The sequence below is a fragment of the Kitasatospora sp. NPDC056327 genome (assembly GCF_042261735.1).
In the GTDB taxonomy this organism is placed as follows: domain Bacteria; phylum Actinomycetota; class Actinomycetes; order Streptomycetales; family Streptomycetaceae; genus Kitasatospora.
This window is the reverse complement of record NZ_JBHJRC010000051.1, coordinates 1-19964: the sequence shown is the minus strand read 5'-3', so window position 1 is coordinate 19964 and position 19964 is coordinate 1. Positions and strand designations below refer to the sequence as shown.

Here is a 19964-nt window from a genome sequence, read left to right as displayed (position 1 = left end):
CGCCGTCCCCGTGGAGCTCTCCGGCACACCGCTGCCCGCGCATCCGCCGCAGGACCGGGCGACCGCCCCCGCGCCGAAGCCGTCCCTGCTACCGCCGCGCTCGGAGTTGATGACGCTGCAGACCCTCCTCTCCCGCGTGGTTCCCGAGGGCCGGATCGACACCGACCGACTCCTGGAACTGCTCACCACCGGCCGGCCCCTGCTCGGTCTCCCCCGGCTCCCCGTCCGCACACTCCGGTTCGGCGTCCAGATCCTGGTCGACCTCGGTGCCGGAATGGAGCTGTTCGCAGAGGACCAGGAGATGATCATCACCAAGATCCGAGCCATCGCGGGCACCCACGCCACCAGCGTCCTCCACTTCGGCGACTCGCCGCTGCACCGGATCGGCCCCGGTGCGGGCTGGACCTGGCGCCCCTATCGCCCACCGGCCCCGGGTACCCGGGTCGTCGTCCTGAGCAACTTCGCCAACCACATCCCCGACCGGCCCGCCCCGCCCGCCCTGCGCGACGAATGGCGGCAGCTCTGCGAACTCCTACGGCGCGGTGGCTGCCGCCCGGTCGCCCTCGTGCCGCTGCCCGCGTCACGTCGGCCACACTGGGTCACTGCCCTCATGCCCGCACTCTGCTGGGACCGCACGGGCCCGGCCGGCCCCACCCACCCGGCGCTGCCATGACCCCCGACGATGCGCCCGTCCCCGAGCCCACCGTCGCGGACATGTCCCAGCCGGTCCTGGAACTGGCCATGGCCCTCAGTACGGCCACCCGCATCGAACCGGCTCTGCTGCGCACGATGCGGCTGACCGTCCGGCCGACCTTCGACGTCGGTGTCGAGTCGGACCTGTGGTTCGGCCCGTGGGCCGCACGGGTCGGCAGCGAGTACATGGCCTTCCGACCGGCCTTCCTGGCTCCGCTGCGGGACGGACTGAGCCGGGCACTGGCCGACGCCGACAGGGACGACCCGCTCCGCCAGTGCCGCACGGTCATCGAGACGGCGCACCGCTCGATCACGCCGGTCCTCGGACTTGAGGAGAAGGTGACCTGGGTGGCGGTCCTGGCCGAGGCCGGCCTCACCGACGACGCCGGAGGTGACATCGACGACCTGCTGGGCGATGCGCTGCTCGCCGCCCAGCAACAGCCCGGCCGCCGTCCGGGTATGCTGCGCTGGCTTCGGGGTGCCTGGAACCGCCTTCCGAGGGCCGTCCGGGCCAGCGTCACGATCACCCAGCTCATCGCCCTGCTGGAAGAGCACGAGCTGCCCGCAGGCACCCGGCGGGCAGACAGCGGGAACGTCGCACGGCCGTGGGCTGAGGGTCCGCCCACCCACGTCCTGCCGGTCCGGCACGACGGAAGCTACATCACGCTCGGTGACCCCACCTGGCCTGCGGTGGGCATCCGCGTCCCGGACACCCAGCCCCTGCGACTACAGGTCTCCGCCGACAACACCTGGGACGACGATCAGGAGTTCCTCAAGCTGCGCAAGGGAAGTCTGCTGACCGTCCCGGTCAGCCACGTCCCCGTCTACCTGCGTACGACCCGCGGGACGGTCTACCGGCTGGGCGGTGACGACGGCACCCCGCACGAGCCGGACACCGGGCCGAGCACCGACGTTCTGATGGGAACACCGGTCTCGCTGCTCGCGGAAGGCGACGCCACGTCGTACGGCGTGAAACCCGTCGCCGCCCTGTCGCGGCAGGTGGAGTCCTCCACTCTCCCGGCATACGTACCGCGCGCCGTCGACGGGGAACTGGACGCCGCGCTGGACCCGGCCCGCTCCGGCAACCGGCTGGTCGTCGCGGTGGGCACGCCCGGCAGCGGCCGTACCCGTGCACTGTGGGAAGCCGTCCGCCGCTCCCTTCCCGACTGGTGGCTCTGGTCCCCCACCGACCAGCCCGGCAGCGGCGAACTCGCCACCACCCTGAGTTCCCGCCCGCTCGGCACCCCGCTCGTGATCTGGCTCGACGATCTGGACTCGTGGCTGGCCGCCCGCGACGGCGAACGGACCGCCGCGGCCCTGCAGCTTCTGCTCACGGACCCCCACCGGGGACCGGTCCTGGTCCTGGGCACATGCAGCCGGGACCACCCCGACGCGACGGGCCCGACCGCGCGGTCCCTGTTGCGAGCCGCCACAGTGGTGACCGTGCCGTCCGCGTTCACCGCCGACGAGGTCCACCTCGCCACGGTCCGGGCCGGGAATCACCCGGGCGTGCGGCGAGCCCGGGGACTCGACATTCCCGAGGAGCTCGCATCGGCACTCGATCGGGGCCTGCACGGCCGGATCGCCGAGTTCTTCTGCGGAACCCTCCCGGTCGCGGACAGCAGCCCGCGTGTCAACGACACACCCCCGCTGCCCCCGGCCCTCCGCACGTTCACGGGGCGGGAAGCCGAGCTGACCACGGTGCTGAGACTCCTCACCGACACCACCCAGTACGCTCCCGGCGCTCCCACGGTGCTCGGCATCGCCGGGCTTCCGGGTGTGGGCAAGAGCGCCCTGGCCCTCCGCTCGGCAGTCCGACTGAAGCGACTCGGGTACTTCCCCGGCGGGATCCTCCACGCTCCCGCGGGCACCGACCGCGACATCCGCGGCACACTCACCCGCTTCCTCGGGGACCTCGGTCTCCCGAATCACGACATCCCGGACTCCACGGAGGAGCAACGGGAGCTCTACCACCAGGTGCTCGCTGACCGGAGTTCCCGGTCAGGCCCGGTTCTGGTCCTCCTCGACGATGTGGTCGAGGAGGACACCCTCATCGCCCTGAGGCCGGACCCCACCGCCGGTGCCACCCTGTACACCTCCCGCCAGCACTCTCTCCTGCCGGACGGCCGCCTGCTCAACCTGGATATCCTACCGTCCGACCAGGCCGTCGCGCTCCTCGGAACGGCACTGTACGAGGTCCGGCGGAACGACACCCGCGTCGCCGCCGAACCCGGGGCGGCCGAACGGATCGCAGCACTCTGCGGCGGTCTGCCCCTGGCACTGCTCCTGATCGCGGCCCGCCTGTCCCAGGAACTCGACATGCCGCTCGCCGCGATGGCGGACGAACTGAGCACCAGACGCCTGCCCGCGCTGGAGAGCGGCGACACGAGCATACGGGCGGTGCTCGCCGTCTCCTACCGCCGACTGACCGTCCAACAGGCCCGAACACTCCGGTTCCTCGCTGCCAACCCGGCACCCGACATCGGCGCCGACGCGGCGCTGCACCTGCTGGAACCCCTGTACCCCCTGAGCGACGTGCCGGCACAGCTGCGCGCCCTGGTCTCCTCGGGACTGCTCGACCGGTCGGTCACCGAGAGCGGTGAGCGGTGGTCGATGCACACACTCGTGCGGCTGTACGCAGCCCAGGTCCGCCCCAGTATAAGAGAGCAGCGTACGGCCCTGCTGCGACTGCTGGAGCACTACGCCGACCGCCTTGACCTGGCCGACACCCGGTTCCGGTCCCGGTCCGCACCGCACGACGCGCAGCGGGCCGCGGACACCCGCTGGGTCGAGGCGGAGCGGGTGAACCTCATCGCGTGCGCGACGGAGGCCGACCGGCTGGGCTTCCACGGGTTCGTGACCAGGATCGCCGCCGGCCTGGCCGAGTTCCTCACCCGCAGCAGGCGCTTCGACGACCTTGAGCACGTGGCGTCCCTCGCGGTGCGGGCCGCCGAGGAGACCGGGGACCCGACCGCGCTGTCCGACGCCCTGAACAACCAGGCAGCGGCGCTCTACCGCAGCGGGAGGTCCGAGGCGGCCCTCGTGCTGTTCCGTCGCGCGGCCATGTCCTACAAGGGCAACAACAGGCACCACGCGCTCGTGGTCAACAACATCGGCGCCGGTCTCCTACGGGCCGGGCGCTTCGACGAGGCACTGGCCGCCTTCGAGCAGGCCGCCACGTCTTACGCGGGGCAACCGCCCGCCCGCCCCTTCGTCCGGATCCTCAGCAACCTGGCGCACACCCTGCTGCTGCTCTACCGCCACGACGAGGCGATCGTCGCCTACCGTCAGGCGGCCGAAGCGGCCGGTCACGACGACGCGCACAGCGACGAACTCGCCGACGTGTTGACCAGCCTCGGAGGCGCCTACCGGGCGGCCGATCGGACCGACGAAGCCATCGCGACGCTGCACCGGGCCGCCGACCTGTACCGGGATCTCGACGACCGGCACGGCCTCGCGCTCGCCCTGTCCAACCTCGGCAACGCCCACCGCCACGCCGGCCGTTCCGCCGAGGCCGTCGCCGTGCTGACGACAGCGCTCAGCACCCTGCAGGCCCTGGAGGACACCGGGAACAGCGGCCAGGTCCTCACCAATCTCGCATCGGCTCTGATGGAAACCGGCCGCTTCGAGGAAGCCACCCACTACCTGGACCAGGCGGTGGACGTCCACAGCCGCAGCGGCGACGACCGGCAGCTGGCCCAGACGCTCAACAACCTCGGCCTCGCGCGGTTCGAGATCGGCCGTACGGACGACGCCGTCCGTTGCCTGCACCAGGCCCGCAGCCTCCATCAGCAGTCCAAGGACCGCACCGGCGAGGCGGAGGTCCTCTTCAACATCGGGAACCTGCATACCCGTTCGAGACGTTACCGGGAGGCCTTCGGCGCCCTGCGGACGGCACACTCCCTCTATCGCGAAGCCGGCGACATCCGCGGCCAAGCCCAGACCTTCAACGCCCTCGGAGTGGCCCTCCTGGAGGGCGGTCGCAGTAGCGAAGCCGTCCGGTCGCTCAATGACAGCCTCGACCTCTACCGGAGGCTCCACGACAGCCGTGCGATCGCCCAGACACTCAACAACCTCGGAAACGCCTACAGTTCACTCGGTGACAACGGTGCGGCCATCCTCCACCTCCAACGGGCCGCCCGGATGCTCACAGCAGTGGGGGACTCTCCCGGCCTGGCGCAGACCCTGACCAACCTCGGGAACGCTCAACTGCTTGAGGGGCAGGTCAAACAGGCACTGGACTCGTTCGCCCAGGCCGACTGGGTGTTCGCCGAACTGGACGACCGACACGGCCGCAAACGGATCCGGTCGTACCGCACCCTCGCCGCCCACACGCTGGAGCAGCAAACGACGACGAAGAACGTCCGGGACTAACCCCGCTTCCCCGGTTCCGACGTGAAGATGTGCACCGAGTTGAAGTCGCCCGTCTGAACGACGTTGCCGTGGAAGGTGCCGCCACTGATCATGTTCACCTGCACCGCGGCGGGCTCCCCGTGGACCGTACCGACCCATCCGAGCAGTGCTTCACGAAACGCGTGATCCCCGTGTGCCCGCTCCCACAGGACCTCGGCCAGTGTCCGGGCCGACGGGCTGTCCAGGGCGTCCAGGAATCGCTCCAGCGCCCGCAGACCATCCCTTTCCGGCGGCGCACCGGAGGCCGTCGGTGAGCGGACCAGGCCCACCAACTCCTGCCAGGAGCCGCCCGTGCGGTCCCGGCGCGCCGTCACGGCCAGGAGCAAAGCAGAGGAAATCGCGTACCGCTGGTCCAACGTCATCACTACTACCCCTCCCACAGAATCTCGCCGGAACCGTCGTAGTCACGCTACCCATCCCCCGCGATCGGCAAGGCATCAACGGCAGAAGAGCCACCACATCAGCCGAGTCGTCACCGGTTGCCGGTTCCCCCGCTTCCGCCGGGCGGAGCTGCCAGGCCGGCGCCAGCAGCCGCCGGAAGCGGCTCGGGAACCGCTCCGGCCCGCAGTCGCTCGTAGACCAGGTCGAACGTGAACCCGGCGCTGAACCCCAGGGGGACGGCGAAGAAGAGCAGTCGCCGCACGTCGATCGCGTCGAACAGACCTGGAACCGCGAGGAGTTGCGAAGCGAAGTACAGCAGCACCGACACGAGCCCCGCACCGACGCCCCGCACCAGTGCCCGGACCCACGCCGCGTCGGACTCGAAGGAATTGCGGATCACCGCTCCCGCGCCCGCCGCACACAGTGGCGCCCCTACCAGCACCGCCAGGCTCCGCACACCTGCCGGGCCCGGACCGCCCGCGGTCACCAGCAGCGCCAGCGACGCGAGCAGAAGGACGGCCGAGACGACCGTGCCCGCGCCGGCACGCCACCGGCCCGACCACGCCGACCGCTCGTCCTCTGCCGCCCTGAGGCGCCGCCGCTCGATCTGCCCGAGCAGCGAGGCGACCAACCGCTCGGCGGACGAGGCCGACCAGTCCTCACCCATGACCGCGATGTCCCCCTCCAGGGCATCGTTGCGGACCTTGTCAAGGTTCACCCGGACCTCACCGGCCCCGCCGCCGAACGCGGCCACCGGCAGCACCGGAACCTGCTGCGCCATCGCAACGATCCCGGCCACCCTGGTCGACTGCCCGCCACCGACCAGGAGTACCCCGTCCGCTTCCATGAGTGTGCGGTAGTAACCGACCTCCCACTCGCCGCTGGTGTCGCGAACCACATGGACGGGTAGGGCCGACTCTGCCGGCAGTTCGAACTCGAGACTCCGGTGCCGCGGGGCGAAGCCGACCACCTTGCCGGCAGAACCGGGTTCCCACGCCTCCGCGTAGCCGGTGACGACATGCTGCTCGACGTACTTCGGCTTGCTGGAGAAGACGGCCAGGTCGCAGCCCACCCTCGCCAGTTCCCGGCCCAGCTGACGACAGGCTTCCCTCACGTTCGAGGCGTCCTTCAACGGCGGCGAGTAGTCGCGGTCCTCCGCCGCACTGCCGACAACCGCTATCAGGGGGCGTCCATCCTCAGTGAAGGGCATGGCCGAGGGTACCGTCGGGCGCTCACTGCCCGCCGGGGTTTACCGAAGACGTCCCCCATTTCCTCCGTACCCGCGACGGCGCTCTGCGGAACGCGAACCAGAGGGCCCTCCCAGCAGTGCGGTTGTCAGTCGCGGCGAATCCCACACGCCGGCCGCCGCTCGCCGCTTTCCCGCTGTGGGCCCGGCGGACGCCGAGGGGCCCGGTGGCCGCGGCGGGTGGCGCGGGCAGCGGGCCCCTCGGGGTGGGGCGGGGTGCGGGGCCGGGGCGGCCGTCAGGGGGTGGCGGTCTCCGGGAGGAGGTCGAGGGGGAGGTCGGAGCGGCGGTTGACGCGCAGTTTGCGGTAGGCGCGGGTGAGGTGCTGCTCGACGGTGCTGACGGTGATGTAGAGCTTCAGGGCGATCTCGCGGTTGGTGTGGCCCTCCGCCGCGAGGGCGGCCACCCGGCGTTCCGCGTGGCTGAGTTCACCGGCGGGCGCGGCCTGGTCGATGCGTTGCAGCGGCACCCGTGCGTGCGGGGGCACCGGGTCGGCGGACGGCTCCGCGCAGGGCTCGCCGGGGAGCGGGACCCCGCACTGGTCGGCGAGCCGGGCGGCGTGCCAGTCCTGGAGGCGGGCGGCCGTCTCGTCGCCGAGGGCCCGGTGGGTGCGGGCGAGTTCGGCGACGGCGAGCATCCGCTCGTAGCGGTCGACGCCGTCCGCCAGGAGCTCGACGGCCTCGTTCAGCGGGCACAGCCGCCCGGCGGGCTCGGGCAGGGTGAGCGCCAGTAAGCGCAGGGTGCGGCCGCGGACCGCGCGGTCACCGGGGCCGAGCCGGGAGAGCTGGTCCCGCAGCAGCTCGGCGGCCTCCTGGACGCGGCCGAGCCGCAGGTGGGCGTCGGCCACCTCGACCCGCCAGGCGACCAGGGCGGGGAGGTCGATCCCCCACTTCCGCATGAGTTCGCCGCAGGTGTTCAGGTCGTTGAGCGCCGCGTGCACCCGGTTGGTGGCCAGGTGGTAGCGGCCGCGGGCGTGCAGGTAGAGCAGGCCGCAGGGGGTGCCGAACATCGCCTCCGGGACGGGCGTCCCCAGGTAGGCGGCGGCGTCCTCGGTGCGTCCGGCGGGCACCGCCGCGAGGAGGCCCGCGGCGATCGGGACGCCGACGGCGACGCCCCAGGCCCGGGCGGGCACCACCGTCAGCGCCGTGCGGGCGGCCGTCTCGGCCTCGGCCAGCTGTCCCCGCCGCACGTGGACGAGGGCCTGGACGGCGGCCAGCAGGGCCTGCCAGGTGGGGGCGCGCCGGCCGCCGATGCCGGTGCTCAGGACGCGGCACCAGTGGGCGGCCCGGTCGGCCCGGCCGGCGAAGACCAGCGCCATCAGGGCGGTGACGACGGCGGTGAGCGTGGTGTCGTCGAGCCGGCTGCCCTGCAGCACCTCCTCGGCGGTGCCGACGGCCTCGGCGACGGAGTCGCCGGCGGAGAGGGAGCAGGAGGAGGAGGAGGGGGACAGGGCGGAGGAGGGGGAGGCGGAGGAGGAGGGGGAGGCGGCGGAGACCTCCGCGCCGGCGGTGAGCACCGCGGCGAGGGCGTTGGCCGCGCGGGCCTGCGGGTGGCGGGCCACCGTCGCGTCGACCGGCGCGATGTCCAGGGCGCCCGGCCGGAGCTGGTCGGACATCTCGGGGAAGGACTGCGAGGCCAGCAGCGCGATCCCGATGGCGTCCTGCGGCGGGTTGAGGGCCGCCTCGGCCGGCCTGCGCTGGCCCTTGATGCTGTGGAACACCTCGGCGGCCTGGTCGAGCCGCCCGTGCCAGAGCAACTGGCCGATGAGGCCGACCCGGTCGCGGCAGCCGAGCCGCTGCTCCCGGGCGGCCGACACCAGCGCGGGCAGGTGACGGGCGGCGGTCAGCGGGTTGATCCGCCACTCGGCGCGCAGCAGGCAGGACCGGATCCGGTCCTGCCGGACGGGGTCGGCGCACAGCGAGAGCGCCATCCGCAGACAGCTGACCGCGAGGGTCACGTCGTCCGACTGCAGGGCCTCCGCGGCGGCCTGGCAGAGGGTGTCCAGCTGCCAGGCCTCCTCCCCCGCGGCACCGGCGGCGACCAGGTGGCGGCCGATGGTGCCGGCGGGGGCGCCGAGGGCGTGGAGCGCCCCGGCGGCGCGCGCGTGCAGGGCGGCGCGTTCCTCGGACGGCATGCCCTGCAGGACCGCGGCGCGCACCGCCCCGTGGCGGAAGGCGCCGTCCTCCAGCAGGCCCACGACCGTCAGACCGGCCAGCACGTCCACCACCGCGTCGCCGCCCAGGCCGAGCGTCTCCGCCAGCACGGGCACCGTGGCGTGCTCGCCGAGCACGGCCAGCGCCTTGGCGGCGCGGCGGGTCGTGGCGTCGCAGCGGAAGAGGCAGGTGGCGACGGCCCGCCCGAAGGCGTCGCCGGGCACCGGCCCGTCCGGGGCGTCCGCGGCGGAGTAGCGGAAGTCCTCCGCCAGGGCCCGGACCAGCAGCGGGTTGCCCCCGCTGATCCGGTGGCAGTCGGGCGCCAGCCGCCGGGCGGCCTCCCGGTCGAGCCGCCCGCCGAGCTGCCCGGCGAGCAGTTCGCCGACGCCGCGCCGCGAGAGCGGGGCGAGCCGGACCCGCACCGAGCTCAGGTGGTGCAGGAACTCGGTCTGGAACACCGGCCGGTGGGGCTGGAGCCGGTGGGACAGGGTGAACACCACGAGGATCCGGGTGCTGCCCAGGCGGCGCGCCAGGTAGAGCAGGAAGCGCAGCGAGGCGGGATCGGCGTACTGGACGTCGTCGATGCCGATGACCACCGGGCCCCGCTCGGCCAGGGCGAACAGCACCTTGCAGAGCCCGTGCAGGGCGGCGGGCGGCAGGGCCGGGCCGGCCTCCAGCCCCTCCAGGCCCGGTTCGAGCCGCCGGTCCTCGTGCTCGTAGAGGGTGGCGGCGAGCGTGCCGTCCACGATCCACTGCACCTGGTCGACACCCTCGGCCGGCACGTCGATGCTGTGCAGCAGCTGGTTCACCAGGCCCATCGGAAGGTCGCGTTCGGCCCGTGAGCCGGTCGCGCCCAGGAAGACCGCCCCGGCGCCGAGCGCCCGTTCGGCGAGCGCCTGCAGCAGCGCCGTCTTACCGCTGGCGACCGGTCCGGTCACCTCGGCCACCGAGCCCGTGCCGCCGACGCATCTTTCGAGAAGTCTTGTCAGCACGGAAAGTTCGCTGTCTCTCTCCACCAACCACATCAAGTGCCTTCCCCCGTTAGCATTGGTGACTGAATGTATCGTTGTTTATCTGCTGTGCGATCGGCGCGCTCCGGGCACGGCCCGGACCGGCATTCGCGACGGTATGCGCCCTGATTCCCCGACCGGCAGCACGAATCGCCTCCGCCGTGGCGCTCGTGCTCGCGGTCGAATGATGGCCTCGCGGCCGGGTGGCGGCCAGAGCGGGATCCGGCCACGCCCGCGGATTCGCGGGAACGGAAAGCCCTGGGGCGAAGCCGGCCTGACGTGGCGTCGGATCCGATCGGAATCCGCGCCGCCCGTCCGGCCGCTCGCACTTTCACGGTGCGACGGGCGGCCACCGGTACCGGCTCCCGCCCTCCGGGCCGCCCTTCGGCCCCCACCGCCGCCCCATTCGGCGATGCCCGGGGGCGATTGTGCCACGGCGCCCACTCCGGCGCACGGACGGCGCATTGATTCGATGCCGTCCGGGGGCGATTTCGGGACGGCGCCCACCCCTGGATGCGGACTTCCCATTAAGCGGGCCTTAACCGGGAAAGGAATTCCTTGCATGCGCATGCCAGAAACCGGGCGAAGGTCCCCCGGGCCCCGCCGGCCGCGGCGCGGCGGCCCGGCCGGGACACCCCGCGACCGTCCGGCGGTCATCTGACGAGGGGTGAACTCCGACCCGCAACTGGCACAATGACCCGCGGAGGTTGGTCACGTGCGTATCGGCATCCTGGGCCCGCTCGAAATGCGGGACGGTGCGGCCCGGCCCGTAGAGGTGAGCGGACAGCGGCTTCGGACCCTGCTGATCCGGTTGGCGATCGACGGGGGACGCACCGTCACGTCCGAACGCCTCATCGAGGACCTGTGGGAGTCCTCCCCGCCCGCCGCCCCCGGCAACGCCCTGCACACCCTGGTGTCGCGGCTGCGCGGCGCCGGCGGCCGGGACCTGGTGACCGCCGTGGCCGGCGGCTACCGGCTCGCGGTGGCACCGGGCGAGATCGACGCCGTCGAGTTCGAGCGACTGGTGGCCTCGGCCCGCGGGGCGGCCGGTGCCGCCGAGCGGGCGGCGGTGCTCCGCCGCGCCCTGGGCCTGTGGCGCGGGCCCGCCCTCGCGGAGGTCGCCGACGCCGCGTTCGCGAGCGCCACCGCCAACCGCCTGGAGGAGCTGCGGCTGACGGCCACCGAGGACCGGGTGGAGGCCGATCTGCTGCTCGGCGAGGGCAGCCACCTGGTCGCCGAACTGGAGGAGCTGACCACCGCGCACCCGCTCCGGGAGCGGCTGCGCGGCCAGCTGATGCGCGCCCTGGTCGCGGCCGGCCGGCAGGCCACCGCCCTGGACGTCTACGAGGACACCCGGCGCGAGCTGGCCGACCGGCTCGGCGTGGACCCCTCCTCCGGGCTGGCGGCGCTCCACCTGGCCATCCTGCGGGGCGAGCCGGTCACCGAACCGGCGGGGCGCCCCGCGGCGGCCCCGGCCGCCGGCCCGGCCCGGCCGGCCCCGGCGGCGCCCGCCCCCGGCGGGGCAGCGGGCGGGAGCGGGGAGACAGCCGGTCCGCGGGCTCCCCGGCGCACCAACCTGCCGATCGCGCTGACCAGCTTCGTGGGCCGCGAGGAGGAGCGCGCGACCGTCCGGCGGCTGCTGCGCACGGCCCGGCTGGTGACCCTCACCGGGCCCGGCGGCGCCGGCAAGACCCGGCTGGCGGCGGAGGTCACCGCCGGGCTGGTCGACGAGAGCCCGGACGGCGTCTGGCTCGTCCCGCTGGCCCCGGTCAGTTCGCCCGCCGACGTGCCGCAGGCCGTGCTGGCCGCGGTCGGGGTCCCCGACGTGGTGCGGGTGGGCGAGCCGCGCGGCGGCGTGCTGTCCGCCGTCGAGCGGCTGCTCGACGCGCTGGAGAACCGGCGGCTGGTGCTCGTCCTGGACAACTGCGAGCACCTGCTGGACGCGGTGGCCCGGCTGGCGGCGCAGTTGCTGGCCCGGGCGCCGCAGGTCCGGGTGCTGGCCACCAGCCGCGAACCGCTGGGGATCACCGGCGAGACGCTCTGCCCGGTGCCCTCGCTGCCGCTGCCCGCCCCGGAGGACGGGCCGGCGGAGGCCCTGGAGCACGCCGCCGTCCGGCTGTTCGCCGACCGCGCGGCGGCGGTGCGGCCCGGTTTCCGGGTGGACGCGGCGAGTGCGCCGCTGGTGGTCGGCATCTGCCGGGAGCTGGACGGCATCCCGCTCGCGATCGAGCTGGCGGCGGCCCGGATGCGCTCGCTGACCCTGCGCCAGGTCTCGGCCCGCCTCGGCAACCGGTTCCGGCTGCTCAGCGGCGGCGACCGGGCGGCGCTGCCCCGCCACCGGACGCTGCGGGCGGTCGTCGACTGGAGCTGGGAGCTGCTGGACGACGCCGAGCGCGCGGTGCTGCGGCGCCTGTCGGTGTTCGCCGGCGGTGCCACGCCCGAGAACGCCGAGCAGGTCTGCGCACTCGACGGTGCGACCGGAGCGGACGGCGTGACGGGCGCCGACGGCGTGACGGGCGCGGGCGGCCTGCCCGGCGCGACCGGCCCGACCGGCCCCGCCCCCCACGGCGGCCCGGCCGGCGCCGCCCGGGTGATCGACAGCGCCGACGTGGTCGAGCTGATCGCCTCGCTGATCGACAAGTCGCTGGTGATGGCCTCGGGCGACGGCCGCGGCGAGGACGGCGACGGCGAGGTGCGCTACCACCTGCTGGAGACCGTCCGGGCCTACGCCACCGAGCGGCTGGAGGAGTCCGGCGAGGCCGCCCGCGCCCGGGCCGCCCACGCCGCGTGCTTCCTGGCCCTCGCCGAACGGGCCGAGCCGGAGCTGCGCCGCCGGGACCAGCTGCGCTGGGCGACCCGGCTGAGCGCCGAGCGGGACAACTACCACGCCGCGCTCGGCCACGTCATCGAGACCGGCGACCGGGCCACCGCCCTGCGCCTGCTGGGCGCGCTGGTCTGGTTCTGGATCATCTGCGACTACGCCACCGAGGCCGGCGGCTGGGCGCTCGCGGTCCGCGAGCTGGTCGGCGACACACCGCCGCCCGGCCTGGAGGACGCCTACGCGATGTGCACCTACATAGCGGTCCTGGTGGCCACCCTGAGCGGGGACCCGGAGCCGGACCCGGACACCGTCCGGCGGGCCGTGGCGGCGGCGCTGGAGCGGGTGCCCGAGCGGCCGCGGCACCCGGCGCTGTTCCTGGTGCGGCCGAGCTCCGCGCTGCTGCTGGGCGACCTTCCGGAGGCCCGCCTGGGCCTGCTGGAGATCCGCGGGCACCCCGACCCCTGGGTGCGGGCGACGGCGCACGCGGGCCTCGGGCACGTGGCCCTGAGCCAGGGACGGCTGGACGAGGCCGCCGCCGAACTCGGCCAGGGGTACCGGCAGTTCCAGCGGCTGGGCGAACGCTGGGGCCGCAACGCGGCGATCGGCGGACTGCTCGAACTGGCCCTGATCCGGGGCGACGGCGCCGAGGCCGTGCGGCTCGGCGAGGAGGCCTACGACTCCGCGACCGCCGAGGCGGGCCTGGAGCAGTGCGCGCTCGTCCTCGTCCAGCTGGGCCGGGCCCGGGCGGAGGCCGGCGACCCGGTGCGCGCCCGCGAGGACCTCGAACGGGGCGTGAGCACCGCCGAACGGCTCGGTGAGCACGGGAACGCCGTCGCCGGGCTGCTGGCGCTCAGCGACCTCGCCCGGCGGGCGGGGGACCTGGCCGCCGCGCGCGGCCCGCTGCTGCGCGCCCTGGAGGTGCTCGGCCCGCGCGCCGAGCGGGCCGACCAGCTCCGGATGGCCGCCCTCACCTTCAGCCGGCTGGGGTGCCTGGCCGAGCAGGAGGACGACCTGGCGGCCGCCGCCGAGTGGCACGCCAAGGCGCTGGCCACCGTCCACGACCGCCGGGTCTCGGACAACGGCACGCTGGCGACCGCCACCGAGGGCCTGGCCGCGCTCGCCGCCGCCCGCGGCGAGAACGAGCGGGCCGCCGAACTCCTCGGCACCGCGCACACCCTGCACGGCTACCGGGCCGCCCGCAGCCTGGAGGTGGGGCGGGTGACCGTCTCGGCCGCGAGCGCCCTGGGCACGGAGGCCTTCGAGGCCGCCTACGAGCGCGGCCGGCGGACCACCGTCGAGCACGCGCTCGCCCTGCTGCCCTGACCCGGGCCGCCCCCGGGCTCCGGGACGGGCGGCCCGAACGCCCCCGGCCCGCACGGCCGGCCGGCCGTGCGGGCGTGAGCCTGCCCCGGGGCGGCACCGGGGGTCCACCGGAGGTCCGGTGGGCGCCGCTGCCCGGGGCAGGGGTTCGCGGGGTCCCAGGAGGATCTCCTCGGACCTCAGACGCCCACCGCCGTGGTGTTCGGCTCGGTGGACCCGGCCTTGCCGCCCTCGGGGCCCTTGCTCCTGGCGAGCGAGGGCAAGAAGACCGCGGCGAGGACGGCCGCGACCAGCGAGACCACGCCGGAGACGGTGAGCACCGAGCTCATGCCGTGGACGAAGGCGCCGTGCGCCGACTCCATCAGCCCCGGCACCTGCAGCTCCTCGGCGACGACGTTGGCCGCCGCCACCGAGTCCTTGACCGCCGAGGCGGCCGGCTCGGGGATCCCGTCGACCGAGATCCGGCTCAGGTACCCGGCGCTGAGCAGGCTGCCCAGGCCGGCCACCCCGAGGACGCCGCCGACCTGCTGGAGCGTCTCCAGCACGCTGGTGCCGGCGCCGGTGTCGTCCTTCGGGAGCGAGGCCAGCACGATGCTGGTGGACGGCACGATGGCCAGGCCGAAGCCCACGCCGATGACCGCCAGCCACGTCGCGGTGTAGCCGTAGCCGCTGCCGACCGCGGTGTTGGCACCGAGGAAGACGCCGACCGCGAGCACCACCAGGCCGAACGGCACGACCACCCGGGCGCCGATCTTGGGCACCAGGCTCTCGCTGAGCCCGGCGGAGACCATCAGGCCGCCGATCAGCGGCAGCACCCGCAGACCCGTGCCGAAGGAGTCGAAGCCCTGGACGGCCTCCAGGAACTGCGGCACCACGAACAGGATGCCCATGATGGCGAAGTTGCCGAACACCGCGGTGAGGGTGCCCCAGGCGAAGCGGCGGTCGGAGAACAGCTTGAGGTCCACCAGGGCGCCCGGGGCGCGGCGCTGGTGCAGGACGAACACCACGACCAGGGCGGCGCCGACGATCAGCGTGGTCAGCACCAGCGGGTCGCCCCAGCCCTCGGTGGGCACCATGATCGTGCCGTAGACGAGGGCGGTGATGCCGACCGAGCTGAGCACGGTGCCCAGGGCGTCGAACGGCTGGTTCCGGTCCTCGCCGCGGGCGGCGCGCTCGGCCGCGGTCTCGTCGCGCGGGAGCAGGAACCAGCTGGCGGCCAGCGCCAGGACGACGACCGGGATGTTGAACAGGAAGACCGAGCCCCACCAGTAGTGGTTGAGCAGCCAGCCGCCGATGACCGGGCCGGCGGGCATGCCGATGGCGGCGGCGGCGGTCCAGGTGGCGATCGCCTTGGAGAGCTCCTCCTTGGCGAAGATCCTCGGCAGCAGGGCCATCGAGATCGGCATGATCATCGCGGCACCGACGCCGAGCCCCGTGCGCACCGCGATCACGGCGTTGGAGGTGTCGACGAGCGCGCCGGCGACCGAAGCGAGACCGAACACCACGATGCCCGCGAGCAGGAGCTTCTTGTGTCCGAAGCGGTCCCCGATCCTGCCGACGGGAAGCATCGCCACGCTGAAGGTCAGCAGGTAGCCGCCGCCGATCCACTGCAGCTGGCTGCTGCTGGCGCTCAGGTCCTGGGCGAGGGTCGGCAGGGCCACGTTGATGATGGTGCCGTCCAGACCGACGACCAGGACGCTCACTACCAAAGCGCCCAGCGCCCACCAGCGGCGGGGCGAGGGTGCGGGGGTTGTCACGACGACCTCCAGGGTTGTGGATGCAGGTGCTTTCGGTGGGGGCGGGGGAACCGGGGGCTCCCCGCCCCCGCCACCGGTGCCCGACCGTTCCAGGATCCGGGGCGGTCCTGGCACCCGGCTGGTACCGGACTGACAGCGCCGCGCGTGGGCTGGTACGCGGCTGGTGCAGGGGTGGCGCGCGGTGCGGGAGGGGGGCCGCAGGCCCCGGGAGCGGGACGGACGAAGGGACGGACAGGGGGACGGCCGAGGGGACTGCCGGGGCGCGGGCGGCCGGCTCAGCGGCCCCGGGCGCGGGCGCGGGCGAGCCGGTACATCAGGCCGATCACCCGGCTGCGCAGGTTGCGCACCCCGAGCATGTCCAGCAGCTGCACGGCCATCCAGAGCTTGTTCTCCTCGACGTGGGACGGGGAGCCGTGCACGTCGTCGTGCTCCAGCAGCCGCAGGTCCCGCACGTGGCGGGCCAGCAGCGCCGGGTCGGAGCGCGGGACGACCTCGTCGCGCAGGCTGGCGACGTACGCGACCGGGATGTCCAGCGCCGCCAGTCCCTCGGCGGGCAGCGCCCGGCCGGCCTCGACGGCTTCGCCGCCGGTGAGGTGGGCGAGGGTGTCGACGGTCACCCGGGGCAGCTGCCGCCGCCAGGCCTCGTCGGTGAAGAAGTCGTGCACCGGCGCGCCGACCGTGATGATGCCGCGGATCCGCCGGTCCTCCATGGCGCAGCGCAGCGCGAGGTGGCCGCTGAAGCTCATGGCGAGCGCGATGGTCCGGGTGACGTCGGCGCGGTCGGCGAGGGCGTCCAGGACGGCGGACAGGAAGCGCCAGGCGTCCGCGTCGTAGGGGGCCTCGTTCTCGCCGACGCCGGGCAGCTCGGTGGCGACCACGGCGACGCCCATCCGCGCGAAGACCGGCAGGGCGGGCGCCCACTGCTCCTTGAGGGTCAGGTGGCCGCCCATGATCACCAGCAGCGGCCGGCGGTCGGTGGCGGAGAGGCCGGTCGTCCAGCAGCCGATCTGCTTGCCGTCCAGGTCGACGTCCAGCCGGTGGACGCCCCGCCCGGCGCGCCACTTCTCGAAGCCGGCCAGGGACTTCTCGTAGGCGTCCTGGCGGGCCGCGCCGTCCACGTAGGGGAAGCGGGCCATCAGGTAGCGGCGGCCGGCCTCCAGGTGCTCGCCCCGGACGGTGAGCCGGTCGCCCTCGGCCGCCCACTCGCCGGCCCAGGAGCCGGGGCCGGCGCCGTCGTGGGTGATCCGGCGCAGCACCCGGTCGCTGTCGGTGATGTCCAGGCCCTTGGCGTGCACGCCGCTGTAGCGCTTGAGTTCCTCGACGTCGTTCACGTCACTCCTCCTCGCCGGTCGTGAAGTTCTCCAGGGCGTCCTTGAGACCGGCCAGGACGTCGGCCGCCTCGGCACCGTCGATCACCCGGTGGTCGAAGGTGAGCGAGAGCCGCATGACCGGGGCGGCCTCCACCCGGGCGTCGCGCACCACCGGCCGCTCGGCGACCCGGCCGACGCCGAGCGTGACGGTGGTTCCGCCGACCGAGTAGAAGTCGTCGACCGGCCGGTGGCCGAGCGAGGTGACCGCGAAGGTCCCGAGCACCGTGCCGCGGCGGGCGAGCGGCCGGACCCCGAGGCGGAACAGCAGCCCGCCCAGCGGCCAGGGGAGCCTGCGCAGCAGCCGGGTGCCGGCGAACTCCGGCATCAGTTCGGGGTCGCCGTCCCGGTAGTGGTCGATCTGCCGCTGGATCCCGGCCAGGCCGGTGCGCTCCAGGTCGGGGAGCACCGCGGACAGCACGACGCGCCGGCCGTTGACGGTCCGGTCCATGGTGAACTTGCCGTTCACCGCGGTGTGGTGGGCGATCCTCGGCCGGCCGGCGCCGCGGATCGCCGCGTTGGCCTCGGGGTGCTCGGCGAGCACGCGCGCGGCCGCGTGCAGCACGTAGGTGACGTAGGAGTACTTGTGCACGGTGTCGCGGTGGTGGAGCACCGCGCTCATGTCGATGTCGGTGCCGAGGAAGACCGGTGAGGCGGACCGGATCTCCCGGAGGAAGTGCAGGGTCGGCCGGCGTTCCCCGGCGATCGCGGTGATCTTCATTCGACCACCATGGGCGGCCGTGCCAAAGGAGGCCTTGGCGCAGCCTAAACCCCGGGGAAGCCGCGAGCGCAACCCTTAACCCGGGGGCGGGGAAGGGCCCGTGGGGACGGTCGGCACTAGGGGGCGGAACGGGCCGAGTAGGGGACCGATCGGGGTTACGGGTGCCGTCGCGGCCTGCCTAGACTCCGCGTGTTCGACGCAGCGGGCGGATCCGTTCCGGCGCTGACTCAGAGGGGAGACGTGGATGAGCACGAGTTCCGGCGGGGAGTGGGTCCGCCGCTTCCATCCGTCCGACACGGCCGACGTCCGGCTGGTCTGCCTCCCGCACGCCGGGGGTTCCGCCAGTTACTACTACCCGATGTCGGAGGCGCTCACGCCCGGGATCGAGACGCTCGCCCTCCAGTACCCGGGGCGTCAGGACCGGCGCGGCGAGACCCCGATGACCGACCTCGGCCGGATCGCCGACGCCGCCGCCGAGGCGCTGAGCGGCTGGACGGACCGGCCGCTGGTGCTGTTCGGCCACAGCTTCGGCTCGGTCCTCGGCTTCGAGGTGGCCCGCCGCCTCCAGGACGCGGGCACCCCGCCGGCCTGGGTGTTCGCCTCCGGCTACCCGGCCCCCTCGCGGCTGCGCGGCGGCACGATCCACCTGCGCGACGACGCCGGCATCATCGAGGAGCTCCGGGTGCTCGGCGGCACCGCCCCGGCGTGGCTGGAGGACGCGGACTTCATGGCCTCGGTGCTGCCGGCCCTGCGCGGCGACTACACGGCGATCGAGACCTACCCGACGGCCCGGGCCGAGGGCGTCCGGCTGGACTGCCCGCTGACCATGCTGGTCGGCGACGCCGACCCGCACGCGACCCTGGACGAGGCCGGGGCCTGGAGCGCGCACACCACGGGCGGGTTCGACCTGCGGGTGTTCCCCGGCGGCCACTTCTACCTCGACCAGCACGGCCCGGAGCTCACCGACCTGGTGGCCGCCACCGTCAAGCGGATCCTGGGCTGAGCGCTCCGGGACCCAGGAAGAACCAGGGGGAACGCACCGTGAAGTACGAGCTCTTGGGGACGCTGCGGGTGGTGGACGGGGAGCGCCACTCCTTCATCAGCGCGCAGAAGGTGGAAGTCCTGCTCGCGGCCCTGCTCATCAACGCCGACCACGTCGTGACGGCCGACCAGCTGATGGCCGAGATCTGGGGCGAGAACCTGCCCCGGCGGGCGAGCGCGGGGCTGCACGTCTACATCTCCGAGGTGCGCAAGTTCCTCGCCCGCCCCGACCGCGCCGAGGGCCCGATCGTCACCCGCTCGCCCGGCTACATGCTGCGGCGCGGCTGCGACGTCCTCGACTCCCAGCGGTTCCTGGAGCTGGCGGACCTGGGCCGCCGGCGGCTGCGCGACCGGAGCTTCGAGGAGGCCATCGACTGCTTCGAGCAGGCGCTGGCCCTGTGGCGCGGTCCGGTGCTCGGGGACATCGGCCAGGGGCCGATCCTGCGCGGGTTCGCCACCCGGATGACCGAGCAGCGGATGGACTGCATGGAGATGCTGGTCGACACCCAGCTGCAGTTCGGCCGGCACCGGGAGCTGGTGGGCCTGCTCTACACCCTCACCGCCGAGAACCCGCTGCGCGAGACCTTCCACCGGCAGCTGATGCTGGCGCTGTACCGCTCCGAGCGGCGGGCGGACGCGCTCAAGGTCTACCAGTCCGCGCGCCAGACCCTGATCGACGAGCTGGGGCTGGAGCCGTGCACGCCGCTGCAGGAGCTGCACCGGGCCATCCTGCGGACCGACCACAAGGCGCTGGAGCTCGTCGCCGTCTGACCCCGCGGCCTCCCCCGCCGCCCCGCAACCCCGAACCCGCCCTGATGAGCGCCGATCAGGGCGGGTTCGGCCGTTCCGCTCCCGCTCCCGCTCCCGGGTGGCGCGGGCGGGGCGGCGACTGCGGGTCACGCGGGCCGCGGGTCCCGCCGGTCCCGGGCGGCGCGGCGGGGGTGCTCACCGCGGCGGCCGTATGCGCGATCTTCTGGTGGCAGGGCTGGAACAGGCCCACCACCGCAGCCTGGCTGTCCAGCAAGGCCGCGGTGAAGGTGGGC

12 protein-coding genes are annotated in these 19964 nt (G+C 74.0%); 6 read left to right on the top strand and 6 right to left on the bottom strand.

Translation table 11 applies throughout. The annotated features are described in order from the left end of the window. The first annotated feature begins 109 nt into the window (after positions 1-109). Complete coding sequence (locus ACFCX4_RS10705) at positions 110-673, top strand: hypothetical protein (protein ID WP_376140565.1); 564 nt, start codon at positions 110-112, stop codon at positions 671-673. Next, complete coding sequence (locus tag ACFCX4_RS10700; RefSeq protein ID WP_376140563.1) at positions 670-5067, top strand: tetratricopeptide repeat protein; 4398 nt, start codon at positions 670-672, stop codon at positions 5065-5067. Before ACFCX4_RS10705 ends, ACFCX4_RS10700 begins: the two co-directional genes overlap by 4 nt. Here ACFCX4_RS10700 and ACFCX4_RS10695 read toward each other — a convergent pair. The 3 genes from ACFCX4_RS10695 to ACFCX4_RS10685 form a co-directional block, all read right to left on the bottom strand. Then, positions 5064-5468, bottom strand: coding sequence for a hypothetical protein (locus tag ACFCX4_RS10695; RefSeq protein ID WP_376140561.1), 405 nt, complete (start codon positions 5466-5468; stop codon positions 5064-5066). The genes ACFCX4_RS10700 and ACFCX4_RS10695 overlap by 4 nt on opposite strands. Positions 5469-5578: 110 nt before the next feature. Beyond that, positions 5579-6697: a hypothetical protein gene (locus ACFCX4_RS10690; RefSeq protein WP_376140559.1), complete on the bottom strand. Its 1119-nt coding sequence runs from the start codon at positions 6695-6697 to the stop codon at positions 5579-5581. A 272-nt stretch (positions 6698-6969) separates the two neighbouring features. Continuing rightward, entirely contained in the window at positions 6970-9909 is a 2940-nt protein-coding gene (locus ACFCX4_RS10685; protein WP_376140557.1) for an AAA family ATPase, read from the bottom strand. A 700-nt stretch (positions 9910-10609) separates the two neighbouring features. On the opposite strand from ACFCX4_RS10685, the gene ACFCX4_RS10680 reads away from it, so the two are divergent. Next, a complete protein-coding gene (locus tag ACFCX4_RS10680; protein ID WP_376140555.1) occupies positions 10610-14038 on the top strand; it encodes a BTAD domain-containing putative transcriptional regulator in 3429 nt (1142 codons plus the stop codon). A 176-nt stretch (positions 14039-14214) separates the two neighbouring features. Here ACFCX4_RS10680 and ACFCX4_RS10675 read toward each other — a convergent pair whose 3' ends face one another. The 3 genes from ACFCX4_RS10675 to ACFCX4_RS10665 all read right to left on the bottom strand — a co-directional run bounded on the left by ACFCX4_RS10675 (position 14215) and on the right by ACFCX4_RS10665 (position 17880). Beyond that, on the bottom strand, positions 14215-15792 hold the full coding sequence (locus ACFCX4_RS10675; protein ID WP_376140553.1) for a DHA2 family efflux MFS transporter permease subunit: 1578 nt from the start codon (positions 15790-15792) through the stop codon (positions 14215-14217). 275 nt (positions 15793-16067) lie between these two features. Further along, complete coding sequence (locus tag ACFCX4_RS10670) at positions 16068-17123, bottom strand: alpha/beta fold hydrolase (RefSeq protein ID WP_376140551.1); 1056 nt, start codon at positions 17121-17123, stop codon at positions 16068-16070. 1 nt (position 17124) lies between these two features. After that, positions 17125-17880, bottom strand: coding sequence for a 2-oxo acid dehydrogenase subunit E2 (locus ACFCX4_RS10665; protein ID WP_376140549.1), 756 nt, complete (start codon positions 17878-17880; stop codon positions 17125-17127). 244 nt (positions 17881-18124) lie between these two features. On the opposite strand from ACFCX4_RS10665, the gene ACFCX4_RS10660 reads away from it, so the two are divergent. The 3 genes from ACFCX4_RS10660 to ACFCX4_RS10650 all read left to right on the top strand — a co-directional run. Further along, entirely contained in the window at positions 18125-18883 is a 759-nt protein-coding gene (locus ACFCX4_RS10660; protein ID WP_376140547.1) for a thioesterase II family protein, read from the top strand. A 38-nt stretch (positions 18884-18921) separates the two neighbouring features. Beyond that, positions 18922-19692 (top strand): BTAD domain-containing putative transcriptional regulator, encoded by a 771-nt coding sequence (locus tag ACFCX4_RS10655; protein ID WP_376140546.1) that lies wholly within the window; start codon positions 18922-18924, stop codon positions 19690-19692. A 44-nt stretch (positions 19693-19736) separates the two neighbouring features. Next, on the top strand, positions 19737-19964 hold a 228-nt coding region (locus ACFCX4_RS10650), incomplete at its 3' end, for a hypothetical protein (RefSeq protein ID WP_376140544.1).